Annotated in this window: 24 protein-coding genes and 1 tRNA gene; 20 read left to right on the top strand and 5 right to left on the bottom strand. The window is 62.6% G+C overall.

The window, feature by feature from the left end:
- The first annotated feature begins 9 nt into the window (after nucleotides 1-9).
- Complete coding sequence (locus VDP79_RS06205; RefSeq protein ID WP_323017344.1) at nucleotides 10-1,767, top strand: diguanylate cyclase domain-containing protein; 1,758 nt, start codon at nucleotides 10-12, stop codon at nucleotides 1,765-1,767.
- Here the strand turns inward: VDP79_RS06205 and VDP79_RS06210 are convergent.
- Both VDP79_RS06210 and VDP79_RS06215 read right to left on the bottom strand, forming a co-directional pair.
- Nucleotides 1,755-2,984 carry an ammonium transporter gene (locus VDP79_RS06210; RefSeq protein WP_323017345.1) on the bottom strand — a complete coding sequence of 410 codons (1,230 nt, stop codon included), beginning with the start codon at nucleotides 2,982-2,984 and terminating at the stop codon, nucleotides 1,755-1,757. The genes VDP79_RS06205 and VDP79_RS06210 overlap by 13 nt on opposite strands.
- 17 nt (nucleotides 2,985-3,001) lie before the next feature.
- Nucleotides 3,002-3,340 (bottom strand): P-II family nitrogen regulator, encoded by a 339-nt coding sequence (locus tag VDP79_RS06215; RefSeq protein ID WP_323017346.1) that lies wholly within the window; start codon nucleotides 3,338-3,340, stop codon nucleotides 3,002-3,004.
- A 429-nt stretch (nucleotides 3,341-3,769) separates the two neighbouring features.
- On the opposite strand from VDP79_RS06215, the gene VDP79_RS06220 reads away from it, so the two are divergent.
- From VDP79_RS06220 to VDP79_RS06260, 9 genes are all read left to right on the top strand, one after another.
- The gene (locus VDP79_RS06220; RefSeq protein WP_323017347.1) at nucleotides 3,770-4,156 is read left to right on the top strand and encodes a hypothetical protein; all 387 of its coding nucleotides are present in this window, start codon (nucleotides 3,770-3,772) and stop codon (nucleotides 4,154-4,156) included.
- Between the two features lie 118 nt (nucleotides 4,157-4,274).
- Nucleotides 4,275-5,789, top strand: a complete 1,515-nt coding sequence (locus VDP79_RS06225; RefSeq protein ID WP_323017348.1) for a YifB family Mg chelatase-like AAA ATPase — start codon at nucleotides 4,275-4,277, stop codon at nucleotides 5,787-5,789.
- Between the two features lie 39 nt (nucleotides 5,790-5,828).
- Entirely contained in the window at nucleotides 5,829-6,077 is a 249-nt protein-coding gene (locus tag VDP79_RS06230; RefSeq protein ID WP_323017349.1) for an accessory factor UbiK family protein, read from the top strand.
- Nucleotides 6,078-6,267: 190 nt separating this feature from the next.
- The gene (gene rpmI / locus VDP79_RS06235) at nucleotides 6,268-6,465 is read left to right on the top strand and encodes a 50S ribosomal protein L35 (protein ID WP_323017350.1); all 198 of its coding nucleotides are present in this window, start codon (nucleotides 6,268-6,270) and stop codon (nucleotides 6,463-6,465) included.
- Nucleotides 6,466-6,478: 13 nt separating this feature from the next.
- Nucleotides 6,479-6,838: a 50S ribosomal protein L20 gene (rplT, locus tag VDP79_RS06240; protein ID WP_298015903.1), complete on the top strand. Its 360-nt coding sequence runs from the start codon at nucleotides 6,479-6,481 to the stop codon at nucleotides 6,836-6,838.
- A gap of 78 nt (nucleotides 6,839-6,916) precedes the next feature.
- A complete protein-coding gene (pheS, locus tag VDP79_RS06245; RefSeq protein WP_323017351.1) occupies nucleotides 6,917-7,939 on the top strand; it encodes a phenylalanine--tRNA ligase subunit alpha in 1,023 nt (340 codons plus the stop codon).
- A gap of 22 nt (nucleotides 7,940-7,961) precedes the next feature.
- On the top strand, nucleotides 7,962-10,367 hold the full coding sequence (pheT, locus tag VDP79_RS06250) for a phenylalanine--tRNA ligase subunit beta (RefSeq protein WP_323017352.1): 2,406 nt from the start codon (nucleotides 7,962-7,964) through the stop codon (nucleotides 10,365-10,367).
- A gap of 11 nt (nucleotides 10,368-10,378) precedes the next feature.
- A complete protein-coding gene (locus VDP79_RS06255; RefSeq protein ID WP_323017353.1) occupies nucleotides 10,379-10,687 on the top strand; it encodes an integration host factor subunit alpha in 309 nt (102 codons plus the stop codon).
- On the top strand, nucleotides 10,684-11,109 hold the full coding sequence (locus tag VDP79_RS06260) for a MerR family transcriptional regulator (RefSeq protein ID WP_323017354.1): 426 nt from the start codon (nucleotides 10,684-10,686) through the stop codon (nucleotides 11,107-11,109). Before VDP79_RS06255 ends, VDP79_RS06260 begins: the two co-directional genes overlap by 4 nt.
- 11 nt (nucleotides 11,110-11,120) lie before the next feature.
- On the opposite strand, the gene VDP79_RS06265 is transcribed toward VDP79_RS06260, so the two are convergent.
- Both VDP79_RS06265 and VDP79_RS06270 read right to left on the bottom strand, forming a co-directional pair.
- Nucleotides 11,121-11,600: a hypothetical protein gene (locus tag VDP79_RS06265; RefSeq protein WP_323017355.1), complete on the bottom strand. Its 480-nt coding sequence runs from the start codon at nucleotides 11,598-11,600 to the stop codon at nucleotides 11,121-11,123.
- Nucleotides 11,597-12,124, bottom strand: coding sequence for an RNA polymerase sigma factor (locus tag VDP79_RS06270; RefSeq protein WP_323017356.1), 528 nt, complete (start codon nucleotides 12,122-12,124; stop codon nucleotides 11,597-11,599). The genes VDP79_RS06265 and VDP79_RS06270 overlap by 4 nt, the downstream gene beginning before the upstream one ends.
- A gap of 115 nt (nucleotides 12,125-12,239) precedes the next feature.
- Here VDP79_RS06270 and VDP79_RS06275 point away from each other — a divergent pair, with 115 nt between their 5' ends.
- From VDP79_RS06275 to VDP79_RS06320, 10 genes are all read left to right on the top strand, one after another.
- Nucleotides 12,240-14,033, top strand: coding sequence for an ABC transporter ATP-binding protein/permease (locus VDP79_RS06275; RefSeq protein WP_323017357.1), 1,794 nt, complete (start codon nucleotides 12,240-12,242; stop codon nucleotides 14,031-14,033).
- 75 nt (nucleotides 14,034-14,108) lie between these two features.
- On the top strand, nucleotides 14,109-14,597 hold the full coding sequence (locus VDP79_RS06280) for an SUF system Fe-S cluster assembly regulator (protein ID WP_323017358.1): 489 nt from the start codon (nucleotides 14,109-14,111) through the stop codon (nucleotides 14,595-14,597).
- On the top strand, nucleotides 14,594-16,042 hold the full coding sequence (gene sufB, locus VDP79_RS06285) for a Fe-S cluster assembly protein SufB (RefSeq protein WP_323017359.1): 1,449 nt from the start codon (nucleotides 14,594-14,596) through the stop codon (nucleotides 16,040-16,042). The genes VDP79_RS06280 and sufB overlap by 4 nt, the downstream gene beginning before the upstream one ends.
- 12 nt (nucleotides 16,043-16,054) lie before the next feature.
- On the top strand, nucleotides 16,055-16,876 hold the full coding sequence (gene sufC / locus VDP79_RS06290) for a Fe-S cluster assembly ATPase SufC (protein WP_323017360.1): 822 nt from the start codon (nucleotides 16,055-16,057) through the stop codon (nucleotides 16,874-16,876).
- A complete protein-coding gene (sufD, locus tag VDP79_RS06295; RefSeq protein WP_323017361.1) occupies nucleotides 16,873-18,180 on the top strand; it encodes a Fe-S cluster assembly protein SufD in 1,308 nt (435 codons plus the stop codon). The genes sufC and sufD overlap by 4 nt, the downstream gene beginning before the upstream one ends.
- Nucleotides 18,177-19,466 (top strand): cysteine desulfurase, encoded by a 1,290-nt coding sequence (locus VDP79_RS06300; protein WP_323017362.1) that lies wholly within the window; start codon nucleotides 18,177-18,179, stop codon nucleotides 19,464-19,466. Before sufD ends, VDP79_RS06300 begins: the two co-directional genes overlap by 4 nt.
- Before the next feature lie 3 nt (nucleotides 19,467-19,469).
- A complete protein-coding gene (gene sufU / locus VDP79_RS06305) occupies nucleotides 19,470-19,922 on the top strand; it encodes a Fe-S cluster assembly sulfur transfer protein SufU (RefSeq protein ID WP_323017363.1) in 453 nt (150 codons plus the stop codon).
- A 20-nt stretch (nucleotides 19,923-19,942) separates the two neighbouring features.
- Nucleotides 19,943-20,503 carry a putative Fe-S cluster assembly protein SufT gene (gene sufT / locus VDP79_RS06310; RefSeq protein WP_416233063.1) on the top strand — a complete coding sequence of 187 codons (561 nt, stop codon included), beginning with the start codon at nucleotides 19,943-19,945 and terminating at the stop codon, nucleotides 20,501-20,503.
- Between the two features lie 115 nt (nucleotides 20,504-20,618).
- The gene (locus VDP79_RS06315; RefSeq protein ID WP_323017365.1) at nucleotides 20,619-22,475 is read left to right on the top strand and encodes a GGDEF domain-containing protein; all 1,857 of its coding nucleotides are present in this window, start codon (nucleotides 20,619-20,621) and stop codon (nucleotides 22,473-22,475) included.
- A tRNA-Pro gene (locus VDP79_RS06320) sits at nucleotides 22,466-22,542 on the top strand. Before VDP79_RS06315 ends, VDP79_RS06320 begins: the two co-directional genes overlap by 10 nt.
- A 350-nt stretch (nucleotides 22,543-22,892) precedes the next feature.
- Here VDP79_RS06320 and tnpB read toward each other — a convergent pair.
- Nucleotides 22,893-23,069 carry an IS66 family insertion sequence element accessory protein TnpB gene (gene tnpB / locus VDP79_RS14880; RefSeq protein ID WP_416233064.1) on the bottom strand — a complete coding sequence of 59 codons (177 nt, stop codon included), beginning with the start codon at nucleotides 23,067-23,069 and terminating at the stop codon, nucleotides 22,893-22,895.
- Nucleotides 23,070-23,153 lie beyond the last annotated feature (84 nt).

Here is a 23,153-nt window from a genome sequence, read left to right on the forward strand (position 1 = left end):
GAGACCGACATGACTTCCTTCTCCCTGGCTGGACGACGACTGTTCCCCATCCCCTGGCTTCGTTCCTTGAAGCACAAGGTACTGATCGCCTTTGTGATGGTGGCCGTATTGGCCGTGATCAATGTGTTGCTGGTCCGCTCTCTGCTGAATGAGTCCGATGGCATTGCCGCGACGGTCAACGTGGCCGGCAAGATGCGCATGCTGAGCCAAAAAATCGCCCTGGAGGCGTTGACGGGGTCTCCGGAAACTGAATTCCAGGCCTCCAGTCTGGCGCAACAGGAACAGTTGTTCGAACAGGCGTATCAGGCGCTGCGCTCGGGCGGTATCCTGTATGGTCAGGCCATCCCCCCGGTCGGCAGCGCCCAGAGCGATCAGCTGGCGGCTGTCAGCCGTGATTGGCGGATCTATCGCCGGGTCCTCGCGGGATTCATGCAATCCGAGGCAGTGGATGCCGGGTCCTTGCTCCTGCTGCAAGACCCCGTCAATGTGCGGATAGCGGCGGATCGTCTGCTGGGCAGCGCCGAGGCCTTGCTGGATGCGCTGGTCCTGCATGCCCGCAAGGTCCAGCAGGGCGCGCTGTATAGCGCCTATGGCTTGTTCGTCCTGGATCTGTTTCTGCTGCTGTTGGCTTATTGGCTGGTGTCACGCCAGGTGCTGCGTCCGATGCACAGTCTGGCGCAGCAGTGCCGTGAATTGGCGGCGGGCAATTACGCTGTGCGATCACAGCTGGACAAGCAGGATGAATTGGGCCGTTTGGGCGAGGCGCTGAATGCATCGGCGGCCCATATCGAACGGCTGTTTGCTGAAGTATCCCGCGAGCGGGCTTCTCTTCGCTTGGCCGAGGCCTCGACCCGGCGTGCGGCATTGGTCTACGCGCATACCAGCGAGGCGATGGTCGTCACGGATGCCAATGGCTGGGTGCAGGATATCAATCCGGCTTTCACGGCGATTACGGGCTATACCGTCGCGGATATCATCGGCAAGCGCATGAGCGTCCTGAGTTCCGGACGCCATGGCCGGGATTTCTATCAGACCATGTGGCAGTGCCTGGCGGAAACCGGTCGCTGGAGCGGCGACGTATGGAACCGGCGCAAATCCGGCGAAGAATACGTCGAGCGCCTGACGATCAACACCTCGTACAACGAGGACGGCAGCGTGAACTGCCGCATCGGCCTGTTTTCCGATGTGACGGAAAAGCGCCGTCGCGAGGCATCCATCTGGCGCCAGGCGCATTACGATCATCTGACGCAGCTGCCCAATCGGCAGATGTTCCAGGCCAATTTGCTGGGCAGCATCGAAGCTTCGCGGGCGAGCGGTCTGCCGTTTGCGCTGGTGTTCCTGGACCTGGATCTGTTCAAGGAAGTGAACGATACCTTTGGCCATGATCAAGGCGATGAGCTCTTGCGCCAGGCGGCCCGCCGTTTGATGGGTTGCGTGCGCAATTCGGATATGGTGGCTCGCCTGGGCGGCGACGAATTCACCCTGATCATCCGGGATCTGCCGCATGGCGATGATGTGCATGTGATTTGCCGCAAGATCCTGGACGTCGTGGCCCAGCCTTATGATCTGGGCGGCCGCGAGGCCAGGATTTCCGCCAGCATGGGCGTTGCGTTCTATCCGAATGACGGAACCGATGCGGCGGACCTGCTCAAGCAGGCGGATCGGGCCATGTACGCTTCAAAAGAAAAAGGCCGTAATCAATACAGCCTGTTTTCCCGAGATATGCTGGCGTCCGAGGACGATCAGTCCCTGCTTCAGGCTGGGTAGGCGGTTTCGCCATGGTCCGCCTGATCCAGTCCTTGGCTTTCCTGTTCGCTATTGGCGCGCAGCCCGATCAGATGATCCGCGGCCCAGATGGACAAAGCGGCTGTCAGGCCCGCCCATAACAGGCTGACCAGGACGGCTTCGGCCTGCAGCCAGACCTGCCAGGACAGTGCTCCCCATCCAACGGGGCCGGGGCCGCCCAGACTGCCGGAATAGAACACCCCGGTCAGCAGTGCGCCCACGATGCCGCCCACCCCATGAATGCCGAATACGTCGAATGCGTCATCAATGCGCAGGCGCCGCTTCAGGTGGCTGACTCCGAACAGCGCGGCCCAGGCTGTCAGTGCGCCGATCAGAGGCGCAGCGGCCGGAGCGACCAGCCCGGCCGCCGGTGTGATGCCGACCAGACCGGCAATGGAGCCGGAGATGGCGCCCAGCAGGGATGCTTTGCCTTTGAGCAGCCTTTCCGCCAGCGCCCAGGCCAGGACGCCGCTGATGGCGGCCAGCAAGGTATTGACCAGCGCCAGGACGGCCTGTTCATTGGCGGCCAGCGCCGAACCGCCGTTAAAGCCGAACCAGCCCACCCACAGCAACGCCGCGCCGAGCAGGTTCAGCGGCAGATTGTGCGGCGGCATGGCTTGGCGGCCATAGCCTCGGCGCGGCCCCAGGTAGCGGGCGGCGACCAGGCCTGCCGCGCCGGCGCTGATGTGTACGACCGTGCCGCCCGCGAAGTCCAGAGCGCCTCGCAGATGCAGCCAGCCGTCATTGGCCCAGACCATGTGGGCGATAGGCAGGTAGCCCAGGGTGAACCATAAGCCGATGAAGCACAGGACAGCGCCGAATCGCGCCCGTTCGGCGATGCTGCCGGTGATCAAGCCGCAGGTGATGGCGGCGAATGTGGCCTGGAACAGGGAGAACAGCAATTCCGGGATCGAGCCCAGCAGCGGCAGCGTCACGGTTGCGCCGGGTTGATACAGCCCTGCCAGCCCCAGCCGGCTCAAGCCGCCCAGGCCTCCGAAGCCGGCGGTGAATGCCAGGGAATAGCCGTACAGAAACCACAGGATGATCGCCAAGGCGCAGGCGGCCAGCACCTGGCTCATGACGGACAGCACATGGCGGCCGCGTGCCAGGCCGCCATAAAAAAGCGCCAGGCCGGGCATGCACATCAGCCAGACCAGCAAGGTGGAGACCATCATCCAGACGACGTCGGTTTTATCCATGATGTGTGCTCCTGTGCTCAGAGGGCGGCTTCGCCGGTTTCACCCGTGCGGATGCGCACGACCTGATCCAGCGGGGTGATGAAGATCTTGCCGTCGCCGATCTTGCCGGTATGGGCTGCCTGGCTCAGGCATTCCAGCGTCATTTCAACCCAGCTGTCGGGTACGGCGACCTGGACCTGCAGCTTGGGCAGGAAGTCCACTTGGTATTCCGCGCCCCGGTACAGTTCGGTATGGCCTTTCTGGCGACCGAAGCCGCGGGCTTCCGTGACGGTCATGCCCTGGATGCCGGAGGCGATCAAGGCGGCATGCACTTCGTCCAGTTTGAAGGGTTTGATGATGGCCGTGATGAGTTTCATGAGCGTTCCTTGTTAGCGGGATGCAGAAGACTCCAAGCAAAAATCGTGCCATGGGTCCAGGCAGTCCTGTTGCCTGATCAGGAGAGGTGCTCATGCCCCATGTTGGCGCATGTCGTCCGCCGATTTGCCCCGGTCTGGGGCAGGGGGTCGGCTGGCAAGCGGCTGTAAAACCTCTTTCCGGGAGGGGTGTTTTGTGTCGAGTTGTTGATGGGGCGACAGGGGATTCTGCTTGGCAGAGGCCGAATTCCCCCAGGGGAGTTTGCCTCGTCTGAAATCAGAGACGTCTTGTGGCGCTGACATCAGTCTTTACATGTCAGGGTTTACCCTGTTTGTGATGCCGCTAGAATTGTAACTGACCCGGTTGTGACAGACCGGTCTTCGACAATGATCCGCACTGTGCTGATAGCGGACTTTTGAATAGGGAAGATCATGAATACGATGCGCAAAACGCTGACGATGGCTGCTGTGGTGGCTTCTTTGGGCCTGCTGGCGGCTTGCTCCAAGAGCGAAGAGCCTGCGGTTTCGCCGGCAGCTCCCGCCCCCTCCACGACTCCCACTCCCGCGCCGGTGCCGCCGGCCGCGCAAGACCAGTCTGCTGCTCCGCAGGCCGACCAGCAATCCATGCAGGACAAGCTCTCGGAATCCGCAGCAGCGGCCAAGGACAAAGCAGCGGAAGTCGGCCAGGCCGTGTCGGATCAGGCCGGCAAGTTGGCTGACGAAGCGGGCAAGGCTGCCGATAGCGCCCGTGAATCCGTGAAGGAAGGCGCTGCCAAGGCCGACGCCGCCATTCAAGGCGCTGTGGGCAACGGCAAGTAAGCTGCCGGATGTCTCTCTGCGCTTAGCAGAGGGTGTGGCAAAAAGGGCGCATTCGCGCCCTTTTTGCTGTGCCGGCCCGTATAGTGCGATGCACAGGCATCCAGGCGGGGGAACCGATATGTCGCTTGCAGTGCTGGCCAGCCGAGCCCTGTTCGGGTTGCATGCCCGTCCGGTGCAGGTTGAAGTGCATGTGGGCAGCGGCTTGCCCAGTTTCTCTATTGTCGGCCTGCCGGGGGCCGGCGTGCGGGAAAGCAGGGAACGGGTGCGTTCCGCCATCCTCAATTGCGGCTTTGAGTTCCCGGCGGGACGGATCACGGCCAATCTGGCCCCGGCTGATCTGCCCAAGGATTCCGGGCGGTTTGATTTGCCGATCGCCCTGGGCGTGCTGTTGGCGTCGGGGCAGGTGGCGGATGGCCGAGGCGCCAGCCCGGATGTGCGTCACTACGTCCTGGCGGGCGAATTGTCCCTGACCGGCACGCTGGTGCCCGCGGATTCTGCATTGGCTATTGCCCTGGCGGTCGCTCAGGATGATCCCCAGGCGATCCTCGTCCTGGCGCCACCGGCAGCCGGCCTTGCCGCCTTGGTCCCCGGGCTGCATGTGCTGGCGGCCGGCAGCCTGGATGAAGTTGTCGCCCACTTTGCCGAGCGTCAGTCCTTGCCTGTCGCCGATCCGTTGCGGTTGCTGGACGAGGCCGGCGATACGCGGTGCCTGGCGGATGTGCGTGGTCAGGTTTTGGCGCGTCGCGCCTTGGAAATCGCTGCGGCGGGTGGCCATAGCTTGCTCATGAGCGGGCCGCCGGGGGTGGGTAAAAGCATGTTGGCCCAGCGCCTGCCGGGCTTGCTGCCGCCTTTGTCGCGGCGCCAGTCGCTGGAGGTCGCCGCCGTCCATGGCCTGGTGCGGCCTTTGCAGGCCTTATCCAGCATTCCGCCCTTTCGGGCGCCGCATCATGGCGCGTCCTGTGCCGCTTTGGTGGGCGGCGGCGCCCATCCCCGGCCAGGGGAAATCAGTCTGGCGCATCATGGGGTGCTGTTTCTGGATGAGCTGCCTGAGTTCGAGCGCCGGGCGCTGGAGGCCCTGCGCGAACCGCTGGAAACCGGAGAGGTCACCGTGGCGCGTGCGGCCGGCAGCTGCCATTTTCCGGCCCGATTCCAGTTGGTGGCAGCCATGAATCCCTGTCCTTGCGGCTGGTTGGGTCATCCGCGCCAGACCTGTCGCTGCCCGCAAGAGCGGGTCGTGCGCTACCGCGCTCAGGTGTCGGGTCCGCTGCTGGACCGCATTGATCTGCACGTCGTTCTGTCCGTCGAAAGCGCCTGGCACGAAGCGCCTGCTGGAGAGTCGTCCGCCCGCGTGCGCGAACGTGTCGTGGCGGCGCGCGACCGGCAGCAAAGCCGCCAGGCCTGCCTGAACGCTTATTTGGATGCGGCAGCCTTGGCCGACTGTGCGTGTCTGGATGCGGCGGGGCAGGCATTGTTGGCACGGACGGTGGCCAACTGGGGCTGGTCCGCCCGGGCGACGCAGCGGGCATTGCGGGTGGCGCGTACCCTGGCCGATCTGCAAGGCGATCCGGCCGTGAGTGCGGCGGTGCTGGCCCAGGCGATCCAATTCCGGCCAGATACGGGCTTACCGTCCTGAACCGTTAAAATACAGTTTTATCCGCAGCAGGAGGCCGCGATGATCGCCCCCAATCAATGGTTCGATGACTTCCAAAAAAACATGTCGGACTTGCTCGCCAAGACCCCGGCGGCTGATATAGAACGCAATATGAAAGCGCTGATGACGCAGACTTTCGCCCGTATGGATCTGATCACCCGCGAGGAATTCGACGTGCAGGCCGATCTGCTGGCCAGGGCGCTGACGCGTGTCGAGGCCCTGGAAGCCCGCGTGCAGGCATTGGAACAGCAGTTCGACAAAACCGCATAAAGCGTTCTATAATCAAGGGCTTTTCCCACCGTCTGATGGTCTTTCACAAGGTATTTCAGGTGTGGGAACAAGGGAATTTCGCCATGCAGGTTGCGCATGGCGAATTCAACAAGACTGGTGGATTACAGGTCAGACAAGCGCCCGATGTGTCGGGACACCTGGGTTCACCCAAGCCAACAGAGTAATCGTCATGCCCAAGATGAAGAGCAAAAAAGGCGCTTCCAAGCGCTTTAAGGTGCGCGGCAGTGGTTCTATCAAGCGCGGCCAGGCTTTCAAACGTCATATCCTGACCAAGAAAACCACAAAAAACAAGCGTCAGCTGCGTGGTTCTACCGCAGTCCATGATTCAGATGTCGCCTCCGTAAAGGCGATGTTGCCTTTCGCCTGATCGGAGATATCTCATGCCTCGCGTAAAACGCGGCGTCACGGCACGTGCACGCCATAAAAAAGTCCTCAAGGCCGCCAAAGGCTACCGCGGCCGCCGCGGTAATGTGTTCCGGATCGCCAAACAGGCGGTCATGCGGGCTGGTCAATACGCCTATCGTGACCGCCGCAATAAAAAGCGCACCTTCCGCGCTTTGTGGATCACCCGTATCAATGCCGGCTGCCGTGAACTCGGCGTGACCTACAGCGTGTTCATCGCTGGCCTGAAAAAGGCTTCGATCGAACTCGACCGCAAGGTCCTGGCCGACATGGCTGTCAAGGACAAGGCCGGCTTTGCCGCCATTGTGGCCCAGGCGAAGTCCGCACTGGCAGCCTAATCGATACAGTTTCGTTTTCGATTCTGTCTCATCGCAAACGGAGCTCACTTGGGCTCCGTTTGCGTTTTGGAAGGAACTATGGACACGACGCTCGACGAGCTGATCCATCAGGCGCAGGGCCGTTTCGCCCAGGCGCACGATGCGGCCACGCTGGAAAATGAAAAAGCGGCCTTTCTGGGCAAGCAGGGATCTCTGACGGCGCTCCTGAAAGGCCTGGCAGGCCTGCAAGGCGAGGAAAAACGCGCGCGCGGGGCACAGATCAATCAGGCCAAGCAACAGGTAGAAGCCCTGCTGAACGCCCGTCGCGCCGAATTGGCGCAGGCGGCGCTTGATCAGCGTCTGGCGGCGGAAACCATCGATGTGACACTGCCTGGACGCGGGCGGGGTACGGGCGGCATTCATCCCGTTATCCGCAGTTGGCAGCGTGTCGAACAGATTTTTCGTTCTATCGGTTTCGATGTGGCCGATGGCCCGGAAATCGAAAATGACTGGACCAATTTCACGTCCCTGAATAATCCGGAAAACCACCCGGCCCGATCCATGCAGGACACGTTTTACGTGGACATGCAGGATGCCGGTGGTTTGCCGCTGGTGCTGCGCACGCATACCAGCCCCATGCAGGTGCGTTACGCCCGCATGAACAAGCCGCCCATCAAGGTCATCGCACCGGGGCGTACCTACCGCGTGGACAGCGATGCCACCCATTCGCCCATGTTCCATCAGGTAGAAGGCCTGTGGATCGCAGAGGATATCTCTTTCGCGGATCTGAAAGGCGTCTACACGAACTTCCTGCGGGCCTTTTTTGAAACCGACGACCTGACGCTGCGCTTTCGTCCGTCGTTTTTCCCGTTTACCGAACCCTCGGCGGAAATCGACATGATGTTCACCTCCGGTCCGAATCAGGGCCGCTGGCTGGAGATCTCCGGTTCGGGTCAGGTGCATCCGCAAGTGGTGCGCAATTTCGGCCTGGACCCGGAACGCTACATCGGCTTTGCCTTTGGCTCCGGCCTGGAGCGTTTGACCATGCTGCGCTACGGCGTCAACGACCTGCGCCAGTTCTTCGAGGGCGATCTGCGCTTTCTGCGTCAGTTCAACGCTTAGTTCGCGTCACGGAATCCGAATCATGCAATTTCCAGAATCATGGCTGCGGGCCTGGGCCAACCCCGCGATCGACAGCCAAACCCTGTCCCATCGGCTGACCATGGCCGGGCTGGAGGTCGAGGACGCCGATCCCTATGCGCCTCCGTTTTCAGGGATCGTGGTGGCGCGGATCAACGCCGCCGAACCCCATCCGGATGCCGACAAGCTGCGCGTGTGCCAGGTCGATGACGGCTCGGGCAGCCCTTTGCAGATCGTCTGCGGCGCCCCCAATGCGGCCGCCGGTCTGTTGGTGCCTCTGGCGCGTGTCGGCGCCGAACTGCCGGACGGCATGAAGATCGGTCCGGTCAAGATGCGCGGCGTCGAGTCCCGCGGCATGCTGTGTTCCGCCCGCGAACTGGGCCTGTCCCAGGACCATGCCGGCCTGCTGGAATTGCCTGACGGCCTGACGCCCGGTACGGATCTGCGCCAGGCGCTGGATCTGGACGATACGATCTTTACGCTGAAACTCACGCCGAACCGGGCGGATTGCCTGTCCATCCTGGGGGTGGCCCGCGAAGTCGCCGCCCTGACGGGGTGCGCCCTGCAGGCGCCGTCCGTGCCGTCCGTGCCGGTCACGATCACGGACCGTCTGCCGGTCCAGGTACAAGCGCCGGATCTGTGCGGCCGCTTTGCCGGCCGTGTCGTCCGGGGCGTCAATGCCCGGGCGGTCACGCCCGCCTGGATGAAGTCCCGCCTGGAACGCGCCGGCCAGCGGTCCGTCTCCGCGCTGGTGGATATCTCCAACTACGTCATGCTGGAATTGGGACGGCCTACGCATGTGTTCGATCTGCAGCGCATCCAGGGCGGCCTGACGGTACGCTGGGCGCGCGAAGGCGAGCAGCTGACCTTGTTGAACGAACAGACCATCACCCTGTCGCCGGATGTCGGCGTGATCGGCACGGATCAGGCGCTTGAGAGCCTGGCGGGCATCATGGGGGGCGAGGCCTCGGCGGTGACGCTGGACACGACGGACGTCTACCTGGAAGCCGCTTTCTGGTGGCCGGAGGCCATCATGGGCCGTCCGCGCCGCTACAAGCTGACGTCCGAAGCCGGTCACCGCTTCGAGCGCGGCGTCGATTTCTCGACCATTCCGGCCCATCTGGACATCATGACGCAGTTGATCCTGGACATCTGCGGCGGCCAGGCGGGGCCCCTGGATGATCAGATCATCCAGCTGCCGGCCCGCGAGCCGGTGCGCATGCGCCTGTCGCGTTGCACCCGCGTGTTGGGCGTCGCCCTATCGGCCGAGCAGGTGGCCGGCGTGTTTACCCGCTTGGGCTTCGAGTTCGAGCAGCAGGGCGATACCTTTGTCGTGACGCCGCCTGCCGCACGTTTTGATCTGACGATCGAGGAAGACCTGATCGAGGAAGTCGCCCGCATCTACGGTTTCGATCAGATTCCCGATCAGCCGCCGGTCGCGCCGGCTCGTATGCGGACGCAGCCTGAAATCCTGTACGGTCCGCACGCCATGCGGGCGTCCATGGCTGCCCTGGATTTCCAGGAAGTCATCAATTTTTCCTTTGTCGAGGAAGCCTGGGAACGCGACTACTGCGGCAATGAGCAGCCCATCCGTCTGTTGAATCCGATCGCCAGCCAGTTGGCGGTCATGCGCTCCAGCCTGATCGGCGGCCTGCTGGCCAATATCGCCCACAATGCCAAGCATCGCCAGACCCGGGTGCGGGTATTCGAGTTGGGCCGCGTTTTTGCCCGGGATGCCTCGGTGATAGACGGCGATCTGTCCGTCGCCGGCGTGGCGCAGCCCACGCATCTGGCCGCCGCCGCCTGGGGGCCTGCATTGCCCGAGCAGTGGGGCGAGGCCAACCGGGGGGTTGATTTCTTCGACCTCAAACGCGATCTGGAGTCCTTGCTGGGCGCCAGGGCGGCCGGTTTGCGGTGCGAAGCCGCCAATCATCCGGCGCTGCATCCGGGCCGCAGCGCCCGCCTGCTGCTCGATGGCCAGGCCATCGGCTGGCTGGGCGAAGTCCATCCCCGTTGGGCGCAGGCTCTGGACCTGCCTCACGCGCCGGTGGTGTTCGAGCTCGATACCCGGGCCATTGCGGACCAGGTATTTCCGCAGCCGGCCGATCTGTCCCGCCAGCCGGTCGTGGTGCGGGATCTGGCCATCTGGGTGGATGCCGATCAACCGTGGCAGTCCTTGCTTGATACACTTGAACACCAGATCGCAGCAGATGCTGCACTGGCCGTCGTCAAAGACATTAAACTGTTCGACATTTGGCGCGATGCGTCGTCAGGGAACCAGCGCAGCCTGGCCCTGCGGTTCTGGTTCCAGGGGCAGAACGCCACGCTCGACGAACGACAGATTGAATATTGCATGCAGGGTCTGACGGACGCTTTGTCACAGCGCCATGGGGCTCGTTTGCGCACATAGGAGATTTTCGGGTGAATACGGATCGGACGCTGACCAAAGCCCATCTAGCCGAACTGCTGTTTGAGCAGGTGGGACTGAATAAACGCGAAGCCAAGGACGTGGTCGACACGTTTTTTTCCGAAATCCGCGATGCCCTGGTCCAGGGGGTCGAGGTCAAGCTGTCCGGATTCGGCAGCTTTCAGGTGCGCAACAAACCGCCGCGCCCTGGACGCAATCCGAAAACCGGCGAGGTCATTCCGATTTCGGCTCGCCGGGTCGTGACGTTTCATGCCAGCCAGAAACTGAAGGACGGCATTGAAATGGCCGGGGGTCCGGCATGACGACGTCCGCCACTCCGGCCACCGTGCTGCCGCCCATCCCCGCCAAGCGCTATTTCACCATCGGTGAAGTCAGCGAACTGTGCGGGGTCAAGCCGCACATCCTGCGCTATTGGGAACAGGAATTCGCCCAACTCAAGCCGGTCAAGCGGCGAGGCAATCGCCGCTATTATCAGCATCACGAAGTCCTGCTGGTGCGCCGTATCCGTGATCTGCTGTACGAGCAGGGGTTCACTATCGCGGGCGCCCGCAACCGCCTGGGAGAAGGCGGCGACATGCCGCACGACCAGGATGCCGCTGTGCGACTCAGCGGTGCGGAACTGCAGGCGTTGCGCGCAGATCTGCAGGCGATTCATGACAGCCTGGGGCAGGCGCTGGGGCCCAGCCGCCCGCAGAACCAGGCCGACGGCCTGTTGAACCTGTAAGACGCGGTTTGCTACTTGGCTTCCAGGTGCAGCGGCTGCTGCACCACGGTGCTGTCGGGTAGCGGTTTCAGGCTGGCCCAGACCAGCATGATGATCACCAGAATGGCGGCAATCACGCCGACGGCCAGCAGCAGGCGGCGTTTCGACAGATGTTTGGTTCGGGTGCGCGGGCGCGCAGCTGATGCGCTTGTCGATGCCGCGTCGTCGATGCGGGCATCCGCCGGCTGCTGCGGCTGACGGGATTCCTCTGTGATCGGCGCGTTTTCCATGCCCAGCGTCGCCTGGATCTGCATCAACAGTTCGGCGGGCGGCGGCGCCGGGGGCAGGGCGTCGGCAATACCCAGAAAATAGGTTTCCCATTTCAGCGCTCGCGCGGCGGCGGCATCATCGTGGGCCAGGCGGGCCTGGATGTCGATGGCGCGATCAGGCATGTCCAGACCCAGGACGTAGCTGGCGATTTCGTGGTCGGAATAGGATCGGTGCGTTTTCATGCGTGCACCGCCTCGTCGATGTGGATCAGGACTGATTCGATGGATGCCTGGATGTCGGGTTCCGATCGGTCCAGCAGATCGGCGATGCGGGCCGGGTCGCCGCCATGCAGGTAGGCCTGCAGCAGGACGTCAAGCTGCGGTGCGGGCAGGGCGGCCAGCACTCCTTGGATGGTATTGGGGGCTGCGCCGCTGGGCAGCGACAGATTGGGCAGCGCTTGTTGTTCTGCACTCGTGTCGCCTGCCGAACGCTGGCGGCGCAGATGGTCCAGCGCCCGGTAGCGCAGAATGCTGTAGATCCAGGCGCGGGCGGTGCCGATGCGTGAGCTGTAGCCGGCGGCATTGCGCCAGATCAGCACGAAGGCTTCGTGCAAGACGGCATCGGCGACATCGGGCGTACCCAGCATGGCCAAGGCCAATGCACGCATGGTCGGCGCCTCGTGGTGGTACAGCGTATGAAAGGCGGCGCTATCCCCGGCTGCACAGGCGGTGAGCTCCGCCTCGTAATCGAATACCGAAACAGTCATACAATCTTTCCGGCCTTGCCGGGTTTCCGTCAATGGTCTCTATTGTATGCGCAGCCATCCGCTTGTTCCGACCGGCGGACGGACAGATTGTCACCCCCGATTTCCGGACGTTTCCATGCGGTTTTCCCATACCGGCCCCGCGCCTGCACGGCGCGATGACTGGCAGACACTGAAAAATCTCTGGCCTTATGTATGGGCGTTTCGTGGCCGAGTGCTGCTGGCGTTCACCTGTATGGTCGTGGCCAAGGTGGCCAATGTCCTGACGCCGATCTACCTGAAGGATCTGATCGACGCCCTGGGGATGGCGCCCGCGCTGTTGACCATCCCCTTGGCGGCCTTGGCCGGCTATGGCCTGGCCAGGTTGTTGACGGGCGTGTTCGGCGAACTGCGCGACGCCCTGTTCGCGCGGGTCACCCAGGGCGCCATCCAGCAGGTGGCCAGCCAGCTGTTTCGCCATCTGCTGTCGCTGTCGCTGCGGTTTCACCTGGGGCGGCGCACCGGCGGCCTGACGCGCGATATCGAGCGCGGCACCAAAGGCATCGGCTTTCTGCTGAACTTCACGGTCTTCAATATCCTGCCCACCTTGCTGGAAATCGCCATGGTGACGGGCGTGCTGCTCTGGCGGTACGACTGGACGTTCGCCGCCCTGACGCTGGGCACGATTGCCGCCTATGTGCTGTTCACACTGAAGGTGACCGAGCGGCGCATGGTCTATCGGCGCACCATGAACACCCTGGACAGCCAGGCCAACGGCAAGGCCATCGATGCATTGCTGAACTATGAAACGGTCAAGTATTTCGGCAACGAGGCCTATGAAAGCGGGCGCTATGACCGGGATATGCGCAGCTGGGTGGATTCGGCGGTGCGCAACCAGGTGTCCCTGAATCTGTTGAACATGGGGCAGGGGCTGATCATCACGGTCGGCATGACGGCTCTGCTGTGGCAGTCCGCCCAAGGCGTGGTGCAGGGCAGCATGACGATCGGCGACGTGGTGCTGGTATCGGCCTATCTGACGCAACTGTATGCGCCCTTGAATTTCCTGGGTTTCGTCTACCGGGAAATCAAGCATGCCCTGGCCGATATGGAGCGCATGTTCGATCTGATGAACCATCAGCAGGAAGTGGCCGACCGCCCTGGCGCGGTCGCCTTGGAGGCGACGCAGGCCAGCCTGAGCTTTGATGCCGTCGATTTCGGCTACCAGCCGGATCGGCAGATTTTGCATGGGGTCAGTTTCAGCGTCCCGGCCGGGGGTTCCCTGGCAGTCGTCGGGGCGTCGGGCGCGGGCAAATCGACTTTGTCGCGCCTGCTGTTCCGTTTTTATGATCCCATTGCCGGGGCTGTGCGCATCAATGGCCGCGACGTCAGGGACTACACCCAGGACAGCCTGCGGGCCCACATCGGCATCGTGCCGCAGGATACGGTGCTGTTCAATGACTCCATCGGCTACAACATCGCCTATGGCCGCACGGACGCCGGCCAGGAAGACGTCGTCCAGGCGGCGCAAGCGGCGCATATTCATGAGTTCGTCTCGTCCCTGCCGCAGGGCTATGAGACGCCGGTGGGCGAGCGCGGGCTGAAACTGTCGGGCGGGGAAAAGCAGCGCGTGGCCATTGCCCGCGCTTTGCTGAAGTCGCCTCCGATCCTGGTTTTTGACGAGGCCACCAGCGCCCTGGATACCCGCACCGAACGGGCGATCCAGGATCAGCTGGAACGCATCGCCCAAGGGCGCACCACCTTGATCATCGCGCACCGGCTGTCCACCATTGTCCATGCCGACCATATTCTCGTGTTGGATGCGGGCAGGGTCGTGGAACAGGGCAAGCATGCCGATCTGCTGGCGCAGCAGGGCCGATACGCCCGTATGTGGGCGTTGCAGCAATCCCATGGGGAAACCGATTCTGCGATTTAGGCATACTAGGGTTTGACCTATACCGTACCAAAGCAGTACTATTTGGTTTCCTGAATTCTTCCTCTGGAACAGCGGATGCTGCGGATCAGCAAAATCGTCGATTACGGAATCCTTGTGCTCACGCACATGGCAGCCCGGCCGACGCATGTTTGCAGCGCAGCAGAATTGGCTGCCGCCTTGGGGCTGGGCCAGCCCGTGGTCAGCAAAGTCCTGAAATTGCTGGCGCAGCACGGCCTGGTCACCAGCACGCGCGGCGCGCATGGCGGCTATCGCCTGCTGCGCGATCCCGATCAAATCCATGTGGCGGCCATCATCGACGCCCTGGAAGAACAGCCCTTTGGCCTGACCGAATGCACCGCCATGCCGGGGGCCTGCAGCGTCGAGGGCGCTTGTCATATCCGCAGCCATTGGCAGCGCATCAACCTGATCGTGCGCCATACGCTGGAATCCGTTTCGCTGGCCGACATGGTGAATGAATCGCCGCCTGTGCCGGTATCCATGGCTCCCCGTGCGGGGGCGCGCCAGCCTATCCCGAATATCCCGAACTGGAGTCTGTCCAAATGAGTACTGTCAACGACAAGCTCGATTCCTTCCTTGACCGCGAGTACGACGCCGGTTTCGTCACGGAAATCGAAGCCGTGACCTTTCCGAAAGGTCTGGACGAGGACGTGATCCGTCGCCTGTCCGCGGTCAAGCGCGAACCGGAATTCATGCTGGAATGGCGCTTGAAGGCCTATCGGGAATGGCTGAAGATGCCGCGCCCGAAATGGGCCAAGGTCCACTTCCAAGAACCCGATTTTCAGGATATCAGCTATTTTTCGGCGCCGAAATCCAAAAAGGACGGCCCCAAGAGCCTGGACGAAGTCGATCCCGAATTGCTGCGCACCTACGAAAAGCTGGGCGTCCCTTTGCATGAACGAGCAAAGCTCGCCGGCGTGGCGGTGGACGCGGTGTTCGATTCCGTGTCCGTGGCGACGACCTTTCGCAAACAGCTGGCCGATGTAGGCATTATCTTCTGTTCGTTTTCCGAGGCGGTCCGGTCCCATCCCGATCTGGTGCAGAAATACATGGGCACGGTCGTGCCGCCGGGCGATAACTTTTATTCAGCCCTGAATTCGGCTGTGTTTTCGGACGGGTCGTTCGTCTATATCCCCAAGGGCGTGAAGTGCCCGATGGAATTGTCCACGTACTTCCGCATCAACAACGCCGATACCGGCCAGTTCGAACGCACGCTGATCATCGCCGACGAAGGCGCCATCGTCAGCTACCTGGAAGGCTGTACGGCGCCCATGCGCGATGAAAACCAGTTGCACGCCGCCGTGGTCGAACTGGTCGCGCTGGACGACGCCCGCATCAAATATTCCACGGTGCAGAACTGGTACCCGGGCGATGAAAACGGGGTGGGCGGCATCTACAATTTCGTCACCAAGCGTGGCGACTGTCGGGGCGCGCGTTCGCGCATTTCCTGGACTCAGGTGGAAACCGGTTCGGCCATCACCTGGAAATACCCCAGCGTGATCCTGCGCGGCGACGATTCGACGGGGGAATTCTATTCCGTGGCCCTGTCCAACCATTATCAGCAGGCCGACACCGGCACGAAAATGGTGCACATGGGGCGCAATACCCGCAGCACCATCATTTCAAAGGGTATTTCCGCCGGTCACGGCAGCAATACCTTCCGCGGTCTGGTGCGCATGACGCCCAAGGCGGAAAATGCCCGCAACTACACACAGTGCGATTCCCTGCTGATCGGCAAGGAATGCGCTGCGCATACCTTTCCGACGATCGAGGTGCAGAATCCCAGCGCCAGCGTCGAGCACGAAGCCACGGCGTCGCGGATCGCGGAAGACCAGTTGTTCTATGCCATGCAGCGCGGCCTGTCGGCCGAAGACGCCGTGTCGATGATCGTCAACGGTTTCTGCAAGGAAGTTTTCAAGGAATTGCCCATGGAGTTCGCCGTCGAAGCGCAGAATCTGCTCGGCGTGAGCCTGGAAGGCAGCGTCGGTTAAGGAGCCTATCTCATGCTGAAAATCAATGATCTGCACGCCTCGATCGAGGACAACGAAATCCTGCGCGGCCTCAGTCTGGAGGTCAAACCCGGCGAGGTCCATGCCATCATGGGGCCCAACGGGGCCGGAAAAAGCACGCTGTCGCAGGTGCTGACCGGGCGCGACGACTACAAAGTCACGGGCGGTACCGTCGAATTCGACGGTCAGGACCTGCTGGCCTTGCCTGTCGAAGAGCGTGCCCGCGCCGGCATTTTCCTGGCTTTCCAATATCCGATTGAAATTCCCGGCGTGTCCAATGCCTATTTCCTGCGCGCCGCCGTCAATGCAGGCCGTCGTCATCGCGGCGAATCGGAATTGGACGCGATGGACTTCGTCAAACGCGCCAAGGCCGAAATGAAGCTCGTCGGCATGCGTGATGAATTCCTGTATCGCGCCGTGAACGAAGGTTTTTCCGGCGGGGAAAAGAAACGCAATGAAGTGCTGCAGATGGCGCTGCTGGAACCCAGGCTGGCCATTCTGGACGAGACGGATTCCGGCCTGGACATCGATGCGCTCAAAACCGTGGCCGATGGCGTGAACCGTCTGCGTTCGCCCGACCGTGCCATGATCGTCATCACCCACTACCAGCGCTTGCTGGATTACATCGTGCCGGATTTCGTGCATGTGCTGGCGCATGGCAAGATCGTGCGTTCTGGCGGCCGCGAACTGGCTCTGGAACTGGAAGCCAAGGGCTACGGCTGGATCGAGGGCGTCAACCTGCCGGCCACCAATCGACCGGGCAAGCCCGCCGACGACGGCAAGAAGATCGGGGTCAAACCAGGGGCGCGGGCATGAGTACGAATCTGCAGGTGTGGGCGGATGTCTTCGCCCAGCGGGCAGGGTCGCTGTCCGGCGCCGGGCTTCCCTGGTTGAGCGGCCTGCGCAAGCAGGCCCTGGACCGATTCATGAGCGAAGGCTGGCCGACGACCAAGATCGAGGCTTGGCGCCATACATCGCTGTCGCCGCTGGCGGCGGCGGCGTTCACCGACGGCGATGCCCAGTCGGTGGCCGATCTGGTCGCCGATCTGAAAGCCGGTGAATCCGGCCATTGGCTGGTATTCGTGGATGGCGCGTTTGACGCCGGTCTGTCGGATGTGGGCGTCTTGCCGGACGGCGCGACCGTATTGCCGCTGTCGCAGGCCTGGTCCGGCCACGCCGAGGCGATCCAGGCGGCTTATGGTCAGGCGGATCAGGGGCACAGTACCAGCGCCCTGAATCTGGCGCTGGCCGGCGATGGCGCCTGGGTCAATCTGGCGCGAGGCGTGGCCGTCGAGCAGCCGATTCATATCGTGTGTGCCGCTGCCTCGCCGCAGGCGGCGCATTTCCTGCGGCACGTGATTCAGGCGGCTGCCGGCGCCCAGGCCACAGTCGTTGAACACTATGTCGGCGTGGCGCAAGCCACTAATTTCCGTCATGCCGCCACCCGTCTGACATTGGATCAGGATGCCCGCATCACGCACCTGAAATTGCAGCAGGAATCCGCCCAGGCCTGGCATCTGGGGGAAATCGACGCCGTGCAAGCACGCGGTTCGTATTTTGCATCCCATTCCGTCTCGCTGGGCGCCCGGTTGGCGCGTCACGACATTGCCACGCATTTCGCCGACGAGCGCTGCGAGACCTTGTTCAACGGCCTGTATTACGCTGACCAGCGGCGCCATGTCGATCACCACACGCTGATCGGTCATGCAAAGCCCCGTTGCGTCAGTCATGAAAACTATCGCGGCATTCTGGCCGATACCGCGCACGGTGTGTTCAGCGGCCGCATCCTGGTCGCAGAAGGCGCCGACGGCACCGATGCGGTCCAGCGCAATGACAGCTTGCTGCTGTCGCGTCTGGCGAAATCCGATTCCCGGCCCGAACTGGAAATCTACGCCGATGACGTGAAATGCGCGCACGGCGCGACGGTGGGTCAGATCGATGCCGACAGTCTGTTCTATCTGCGCACGCGCGGTCTGGACGAAGCCCATGCGCGCGACATCCTGACCTATGCCTTTGCCGCCACCAGCGTGGCGCGTATCGAAGCCCCGGCGCTGCGCCGGCGTGTCGAACAAGCTGTCCGGTCCCTGTTGCCCGGCGGCATGATGCTGGAGGCCGCATGAACGCGCCCCTGACATCTTCCGAAACCGTGCGTTTGACGCAGTCCGACGAGGCCGCCGGCGCGTTGCTGCGCGCTGATGGCCAGCCGGTCGCCGATGATTTCCCCATCCTGGCGCGCCCCATCCGCAAACGCCGTCTGAGCTATCTGGACAATGGCGCGACTACCCAGAAACCGCGCGCCGTCATCCAGGCCCTGGATCAGTTCTACGAACAATCCAATGCCAACATCCATCGCGGCGTGCACTGGTTGTCGCAGCATGCCACCGATCTGTACGAGCAGGCTCGGGATCGCGTGGCCGGCTTGCTCAATGCGCCCGACAGCCAGCATGTGATCTTTACTCGCGGCACCACCGAAGCCATCAACCTGGTCGCCCAGACCTGGGGGCAGGGCCTGCAAGCGGGCGACGAGATCCTGGTCACGGGGATGGAGCACCATTCCAATATCGTGCCCTGGCAATTGCTGTGCGCCCGGACGGGCGCCGTGTTGCGCCATGCCCGTATCACCGATACCGGCGAACTGGATCTGGCGGATTTCAAAGCGCAGTTGAATGCCCGCACCCGCCTGGTCGGGGTCGCGCACGTCTCCAATGCATTGGGGACGATCAATCCGGTGGCTGAATTGACCCGGCTGGCTCACGCAGCCGGGGCGCTGGTGTTGATCGACGGCGCGCAGGCGGTGGCTCATGCCGCCGTGGATGTTCAGGCGCTGGATTGCGATTTCTATGCCTTTTCCGGCCACAAGATCTACGCGCCGACCGGTATCGGTGCGCTGTATGTACGCGGCTCGATCCTGAAGGACCTGCCGCCCTGGCAGGGCGGCGGCGACATGATCCGCACGGTCAGCTTTGACGGCAGCACCTGGGCGGACGGTCCGCAGCGCTTCGAGGCGGGCACGCCGAACATCGCCGGTTCCGTCGCCCTGGGGGCGGCGATCGACTACGTGCGCGCCATCGGGCTGGATCGCATCGCCGCGCACGAATCGGCCCTGCTGGCGCAGGCGACTGCCGCCATGCAGGCGATTCCCGGCGTGCGCCTGATCGGCACGGCGCCGCACAAGGCCGGCATCCTGTCTTTCCTGGTCGACGGCATCCACCCGCATGATCTGGGGACGATTCTGGATACCGAAGGCGTGGCCATCCGGGCAGGGCATCATTGCGCCATGCCGCTGATGTCGCATTTCGGCATCCCCGGCACGGCACGGGCGTCGTTCGCCCTGTATAACGACCTGCGCGATGTCGAGGCCCTGGTGGCCAGCGTGCGCAAGGCCCAGAAACTGTTCGGGGTGTAAAGCATGAGGGACACTGACGACGACCTGCGCGATCTCTACCAGGAAGTCATCTTCGACCACAACCGCAACCCGCGCAATTTCCATGCGCTGGACGATGCTTCGAATCGCGCCGACGGCCACAATCCCCTGTGCGGGGATCAGTTGACCGTCTATGCGCGGGTGCAGGACGGCGTCGTGCAGGAAGTCAGCTTCATCGGCCATGGCTGCGCCATTTCCACGGCATCCGCTTCCCTGATGACGGAAGCTGTGCGCGGCATGCGGGTCGACGAGGTCGATGTACTGTTTCGCAACATCCACGCCATGCTGACCGAAGCCCATCCGGACTGCGATCTGGGCAAGCTGGAAGTCCTGTCCGGGGTGCGTGAATTCCCTTCGCGGGTGAAGTGCGCAACCTTGGCCTGGCATACCCTGCACAACGCCATCACTCAGGCGCAGGATACGGCCGTCACCGAATAATGCGATGAACCAGAGGTAACATCATGAGTTTCAATCGTCAGGAAGTGGTCGTGAACCGGGATTGCCCGGCGGTCACTGTGCCTTACGGCTCTCCCGTCACCATCGAGGCCGGCTGCGATGCCGTCATCACCCAGCAGCTGGGCGGTACCTACACCGTCATGGTGGAAGGCAATCTGTACCGCATCGAAGGGGCAGATGGCGACGCCCTGGGTTTCGAACCCACCGAAGACATCAAGCATGTCCACGAAGGCCCCGCCACCCTGGAATCCGTCGAAGAAGCAGCCTGGACCATGCTGTCCACCTGCTACGATCCGGAAATTCCGGTGGATATCGTCAACCTGGGCCTGGTCTACGAATGCAAGGTCGTGCCGGCCAGTACGCCCGAACGCTTCCGCATCGAAATCAAGATGACGCTGACGGCGGCTGGCTGCGGCATGGGCACCATGATCGCCGACGAGGCCCGCAACAAGCTGCTGAACATCGAAGGCGTGGACGAAGCCTCGGTCGATCTGGTCTGGGATCCGCCCTGGAGCCGCGAGATGATCAGCGAGCCGGCCAGACTGCAGTTGGGTTTGCTGTAAATATCGCATTTGCCGCTTTTCCCAGATCGTCTCGTGCGGGCCGGTGCTACGGATTCATCGTTGTGTCATGAACTTCGTGTAAGGTGTGTGCCACGTCGTTTTGCTGATGCTTCCCATGCCTTTTGTTCCGGAATCCGGGCCGCACGAATCGCCGCTGACTGATCAGGCCCGACCGCAAGGGTGGGACGATGTGGCCGTGCAGCTGCTGCAAGGCGAGCTGAACGCCGTCTTTCAGCCGATCCTGTGGGCGAGAGAGGGCGAACTGCTGGGATTCGAAGGTTTGATCCGAGGGCCGCGCAGCGGCCCTTTGCATACCCCGGATCGCCTGTTCGAGGCTGCCCGGGCCCGCCATCTGGATGTCGCGCTTGAACTGCGTTGCTGCAGTATCGTGATCCGGCGGTTTGCCGCTTTGCGGCTGCCCGGCAATCTGTTCGTGAACCTCAGCCCTGCGGCTTTGTTGTGTGCGGCAGACGGGGCATTGGATCTGGGCGGCTTGCTGGCAGAATCCGGCCTGCCTGCCAGCCGCCTGATTATCGAGCTGACCGAGCAGGATCAGGGCCGAGGCGTGGGTGATCTGGTGCCTGTGGTCGCTCAGCTTCGGGCGCAGGGCATCCGGCTGGCGATTGATGATCTGGGCGCCGGGCTCTCCAATCTGGGACGCTGGCTGGCCTTGCAGCCCGAATTCATCAAGACCGATAAAACCTTTACGGCAGGCATTCAGCACGACGTACTGCGCCAGCAGATACTGCGTTCGGTCTGCGACATCGCCGCCGTGGCCGGCGCCGTTGTCGTTGCCGAGGGCGTTGAAACGCTGGATGAGCTGGCCTGTGTCGAGGATCTGGGGGCATCCTGCGCTCAGGGATATTGCATCGACTACCCGGCGGCGGAACCCGCCCGGGTCCAGTGGCCGGAATTGATGGCCAGCTTGGCGGATCTCCGGCGCGCGGACACACCAGATGGTCTGGAACCCGGCCCAAGCCACGATGGCGCGGAAGGCCGCGCCTTGCGCCTGCTGCGCCGCGTACCCAGCGCGTCTCCGACCCTGCCCAACGAGGCGGTGTTCAGCCTGTTTCGCGACCATCCCGAATGGCATACCATCCCGGTGGTCGATGACCATATCCCCGTGGGAGTCCTGACCCGGGCCAGTCTGGTCGAGCGGTTTTCTTTGCCGTACCAGCGGGAATTGTACGGTCCCAAACCCTGCCGCCTGTTCATGGACAGCACGCCCCTGATCGTGGACATGCACACGCCCTTGCTGACGCTCAGTCGCGGCCTGGTAGAGGCTGAGGGCCATGCGCTGGCAACGGATTTCATCATCACGGCACGAGGGCGCTATCTGGGCATCGGATCCAGCCAGGACCTGTTGCAGGCCCTGACCCGCCTGCAATTGCGGGCAGCGCGCCATGCCAATCCCCTGACCCAATTGCCCGGCAATGTTCCCATCGACCGGCAGATTCAGCGTTATCTGGCCAGCGGCCTGAAATTTGCTGTCTGCCATGCCGATCTGGATCATTTCAAACCCTTCAATGATGTGTTCGGCTATCGCCTGGGAGACGATGTCATCCGTTTGTTGAGCCGGGTGCTGGCGCAGCAGGTGGATGCACAGCAGGATTTCCTGGGGCATATCGGCGGCGACGATTTCATCGTGCTGTTTCGCAGCGCCGATTGGCCACAGCGCTGCCAGCGCATGCTGGAATCCTTCGATCTGGGAATGGCCCGGATGATGGTGGAAGCAGGGCGGGGCGAAGTCCTGGGCTATACAGCGGAAGACCGCCAGGGCCAGATTCGGCACTACGATTTGCCCGCGCTATCCCTGGGGGTCGTGCCGGTCGACCCCGGCGCCTATCATTCGCGCCATCAGATCGCGCAGGCCGCCAGCGAGGCGAAGTCCCAGGCGAAGAGGCAGGCGGGTTCCACCTTGTTTATCGAGCGGCGGGTTTCTGTGCTAGAATCCTTTTCTTTCGGGGCGTAGCGCAGCCTGGTAGCGCACTTGCATGGGGTGCAAGGGGTCGCGAGTTCGAATCCCGCCGTCCCGACCAGCATTATCAAGGGCCTACAGATTTCTGTCTGTAGGCCCTTGTTCTTTTTGCGTGAATTTTGCGTGACCTCATCACGCAGCCTTACGCTTGAGAACGGTGAGCGCTGGTGGCCCCCAGTAGGGCCTTGCGATCTTTCTCTGATACGTCTGCGGCTCTCAGCCTTCGCCCGAAGGTGTGTTGAGGTCGTGGACTCGCAGCCCAGCAAAGCCAGGATGAGCCGGGGCGCCGTAGGCTTTCTTCCATTTCGCCGCTGCCCGCCGCCTGGCGTTCCTCCATGCTGTGTCGTTCATCTGGTTCAGTGCGCCGTCCTTGTACGGGAACAAGCAGCTTTCCCACCTAGCTGATACGAGTTACGGACATTTACCGCAACTCGCCCGGTCGCTAGGCAGGCTCAGCATCAGGGCGCGGACCTGCTCTTCAGTGAGCTGCAGGTGTCTGGAGCCAGGCGTGAGCCAGATAAATTTGCCCTGATTCAGCCGCCGCGCCGCCAGCCACACGCCGATGCCATCGTGCATCAGCACCTTGATGCGCGTGGCTAAGCCTCTCGATAAGGGGACGTTAGAGAGCGCTCATGCGACAATGCCTGCGGATCACGCCTAGGCGTTAAATTC

Source organism: Castellaniella sp., from assembly GCF_034675905.1.
Lineage (GTDB): Bacteria > Pseudomonadota > Gammaproteobacteria > Burkholderiales > Burkholderiaceae_B > Castellaniella.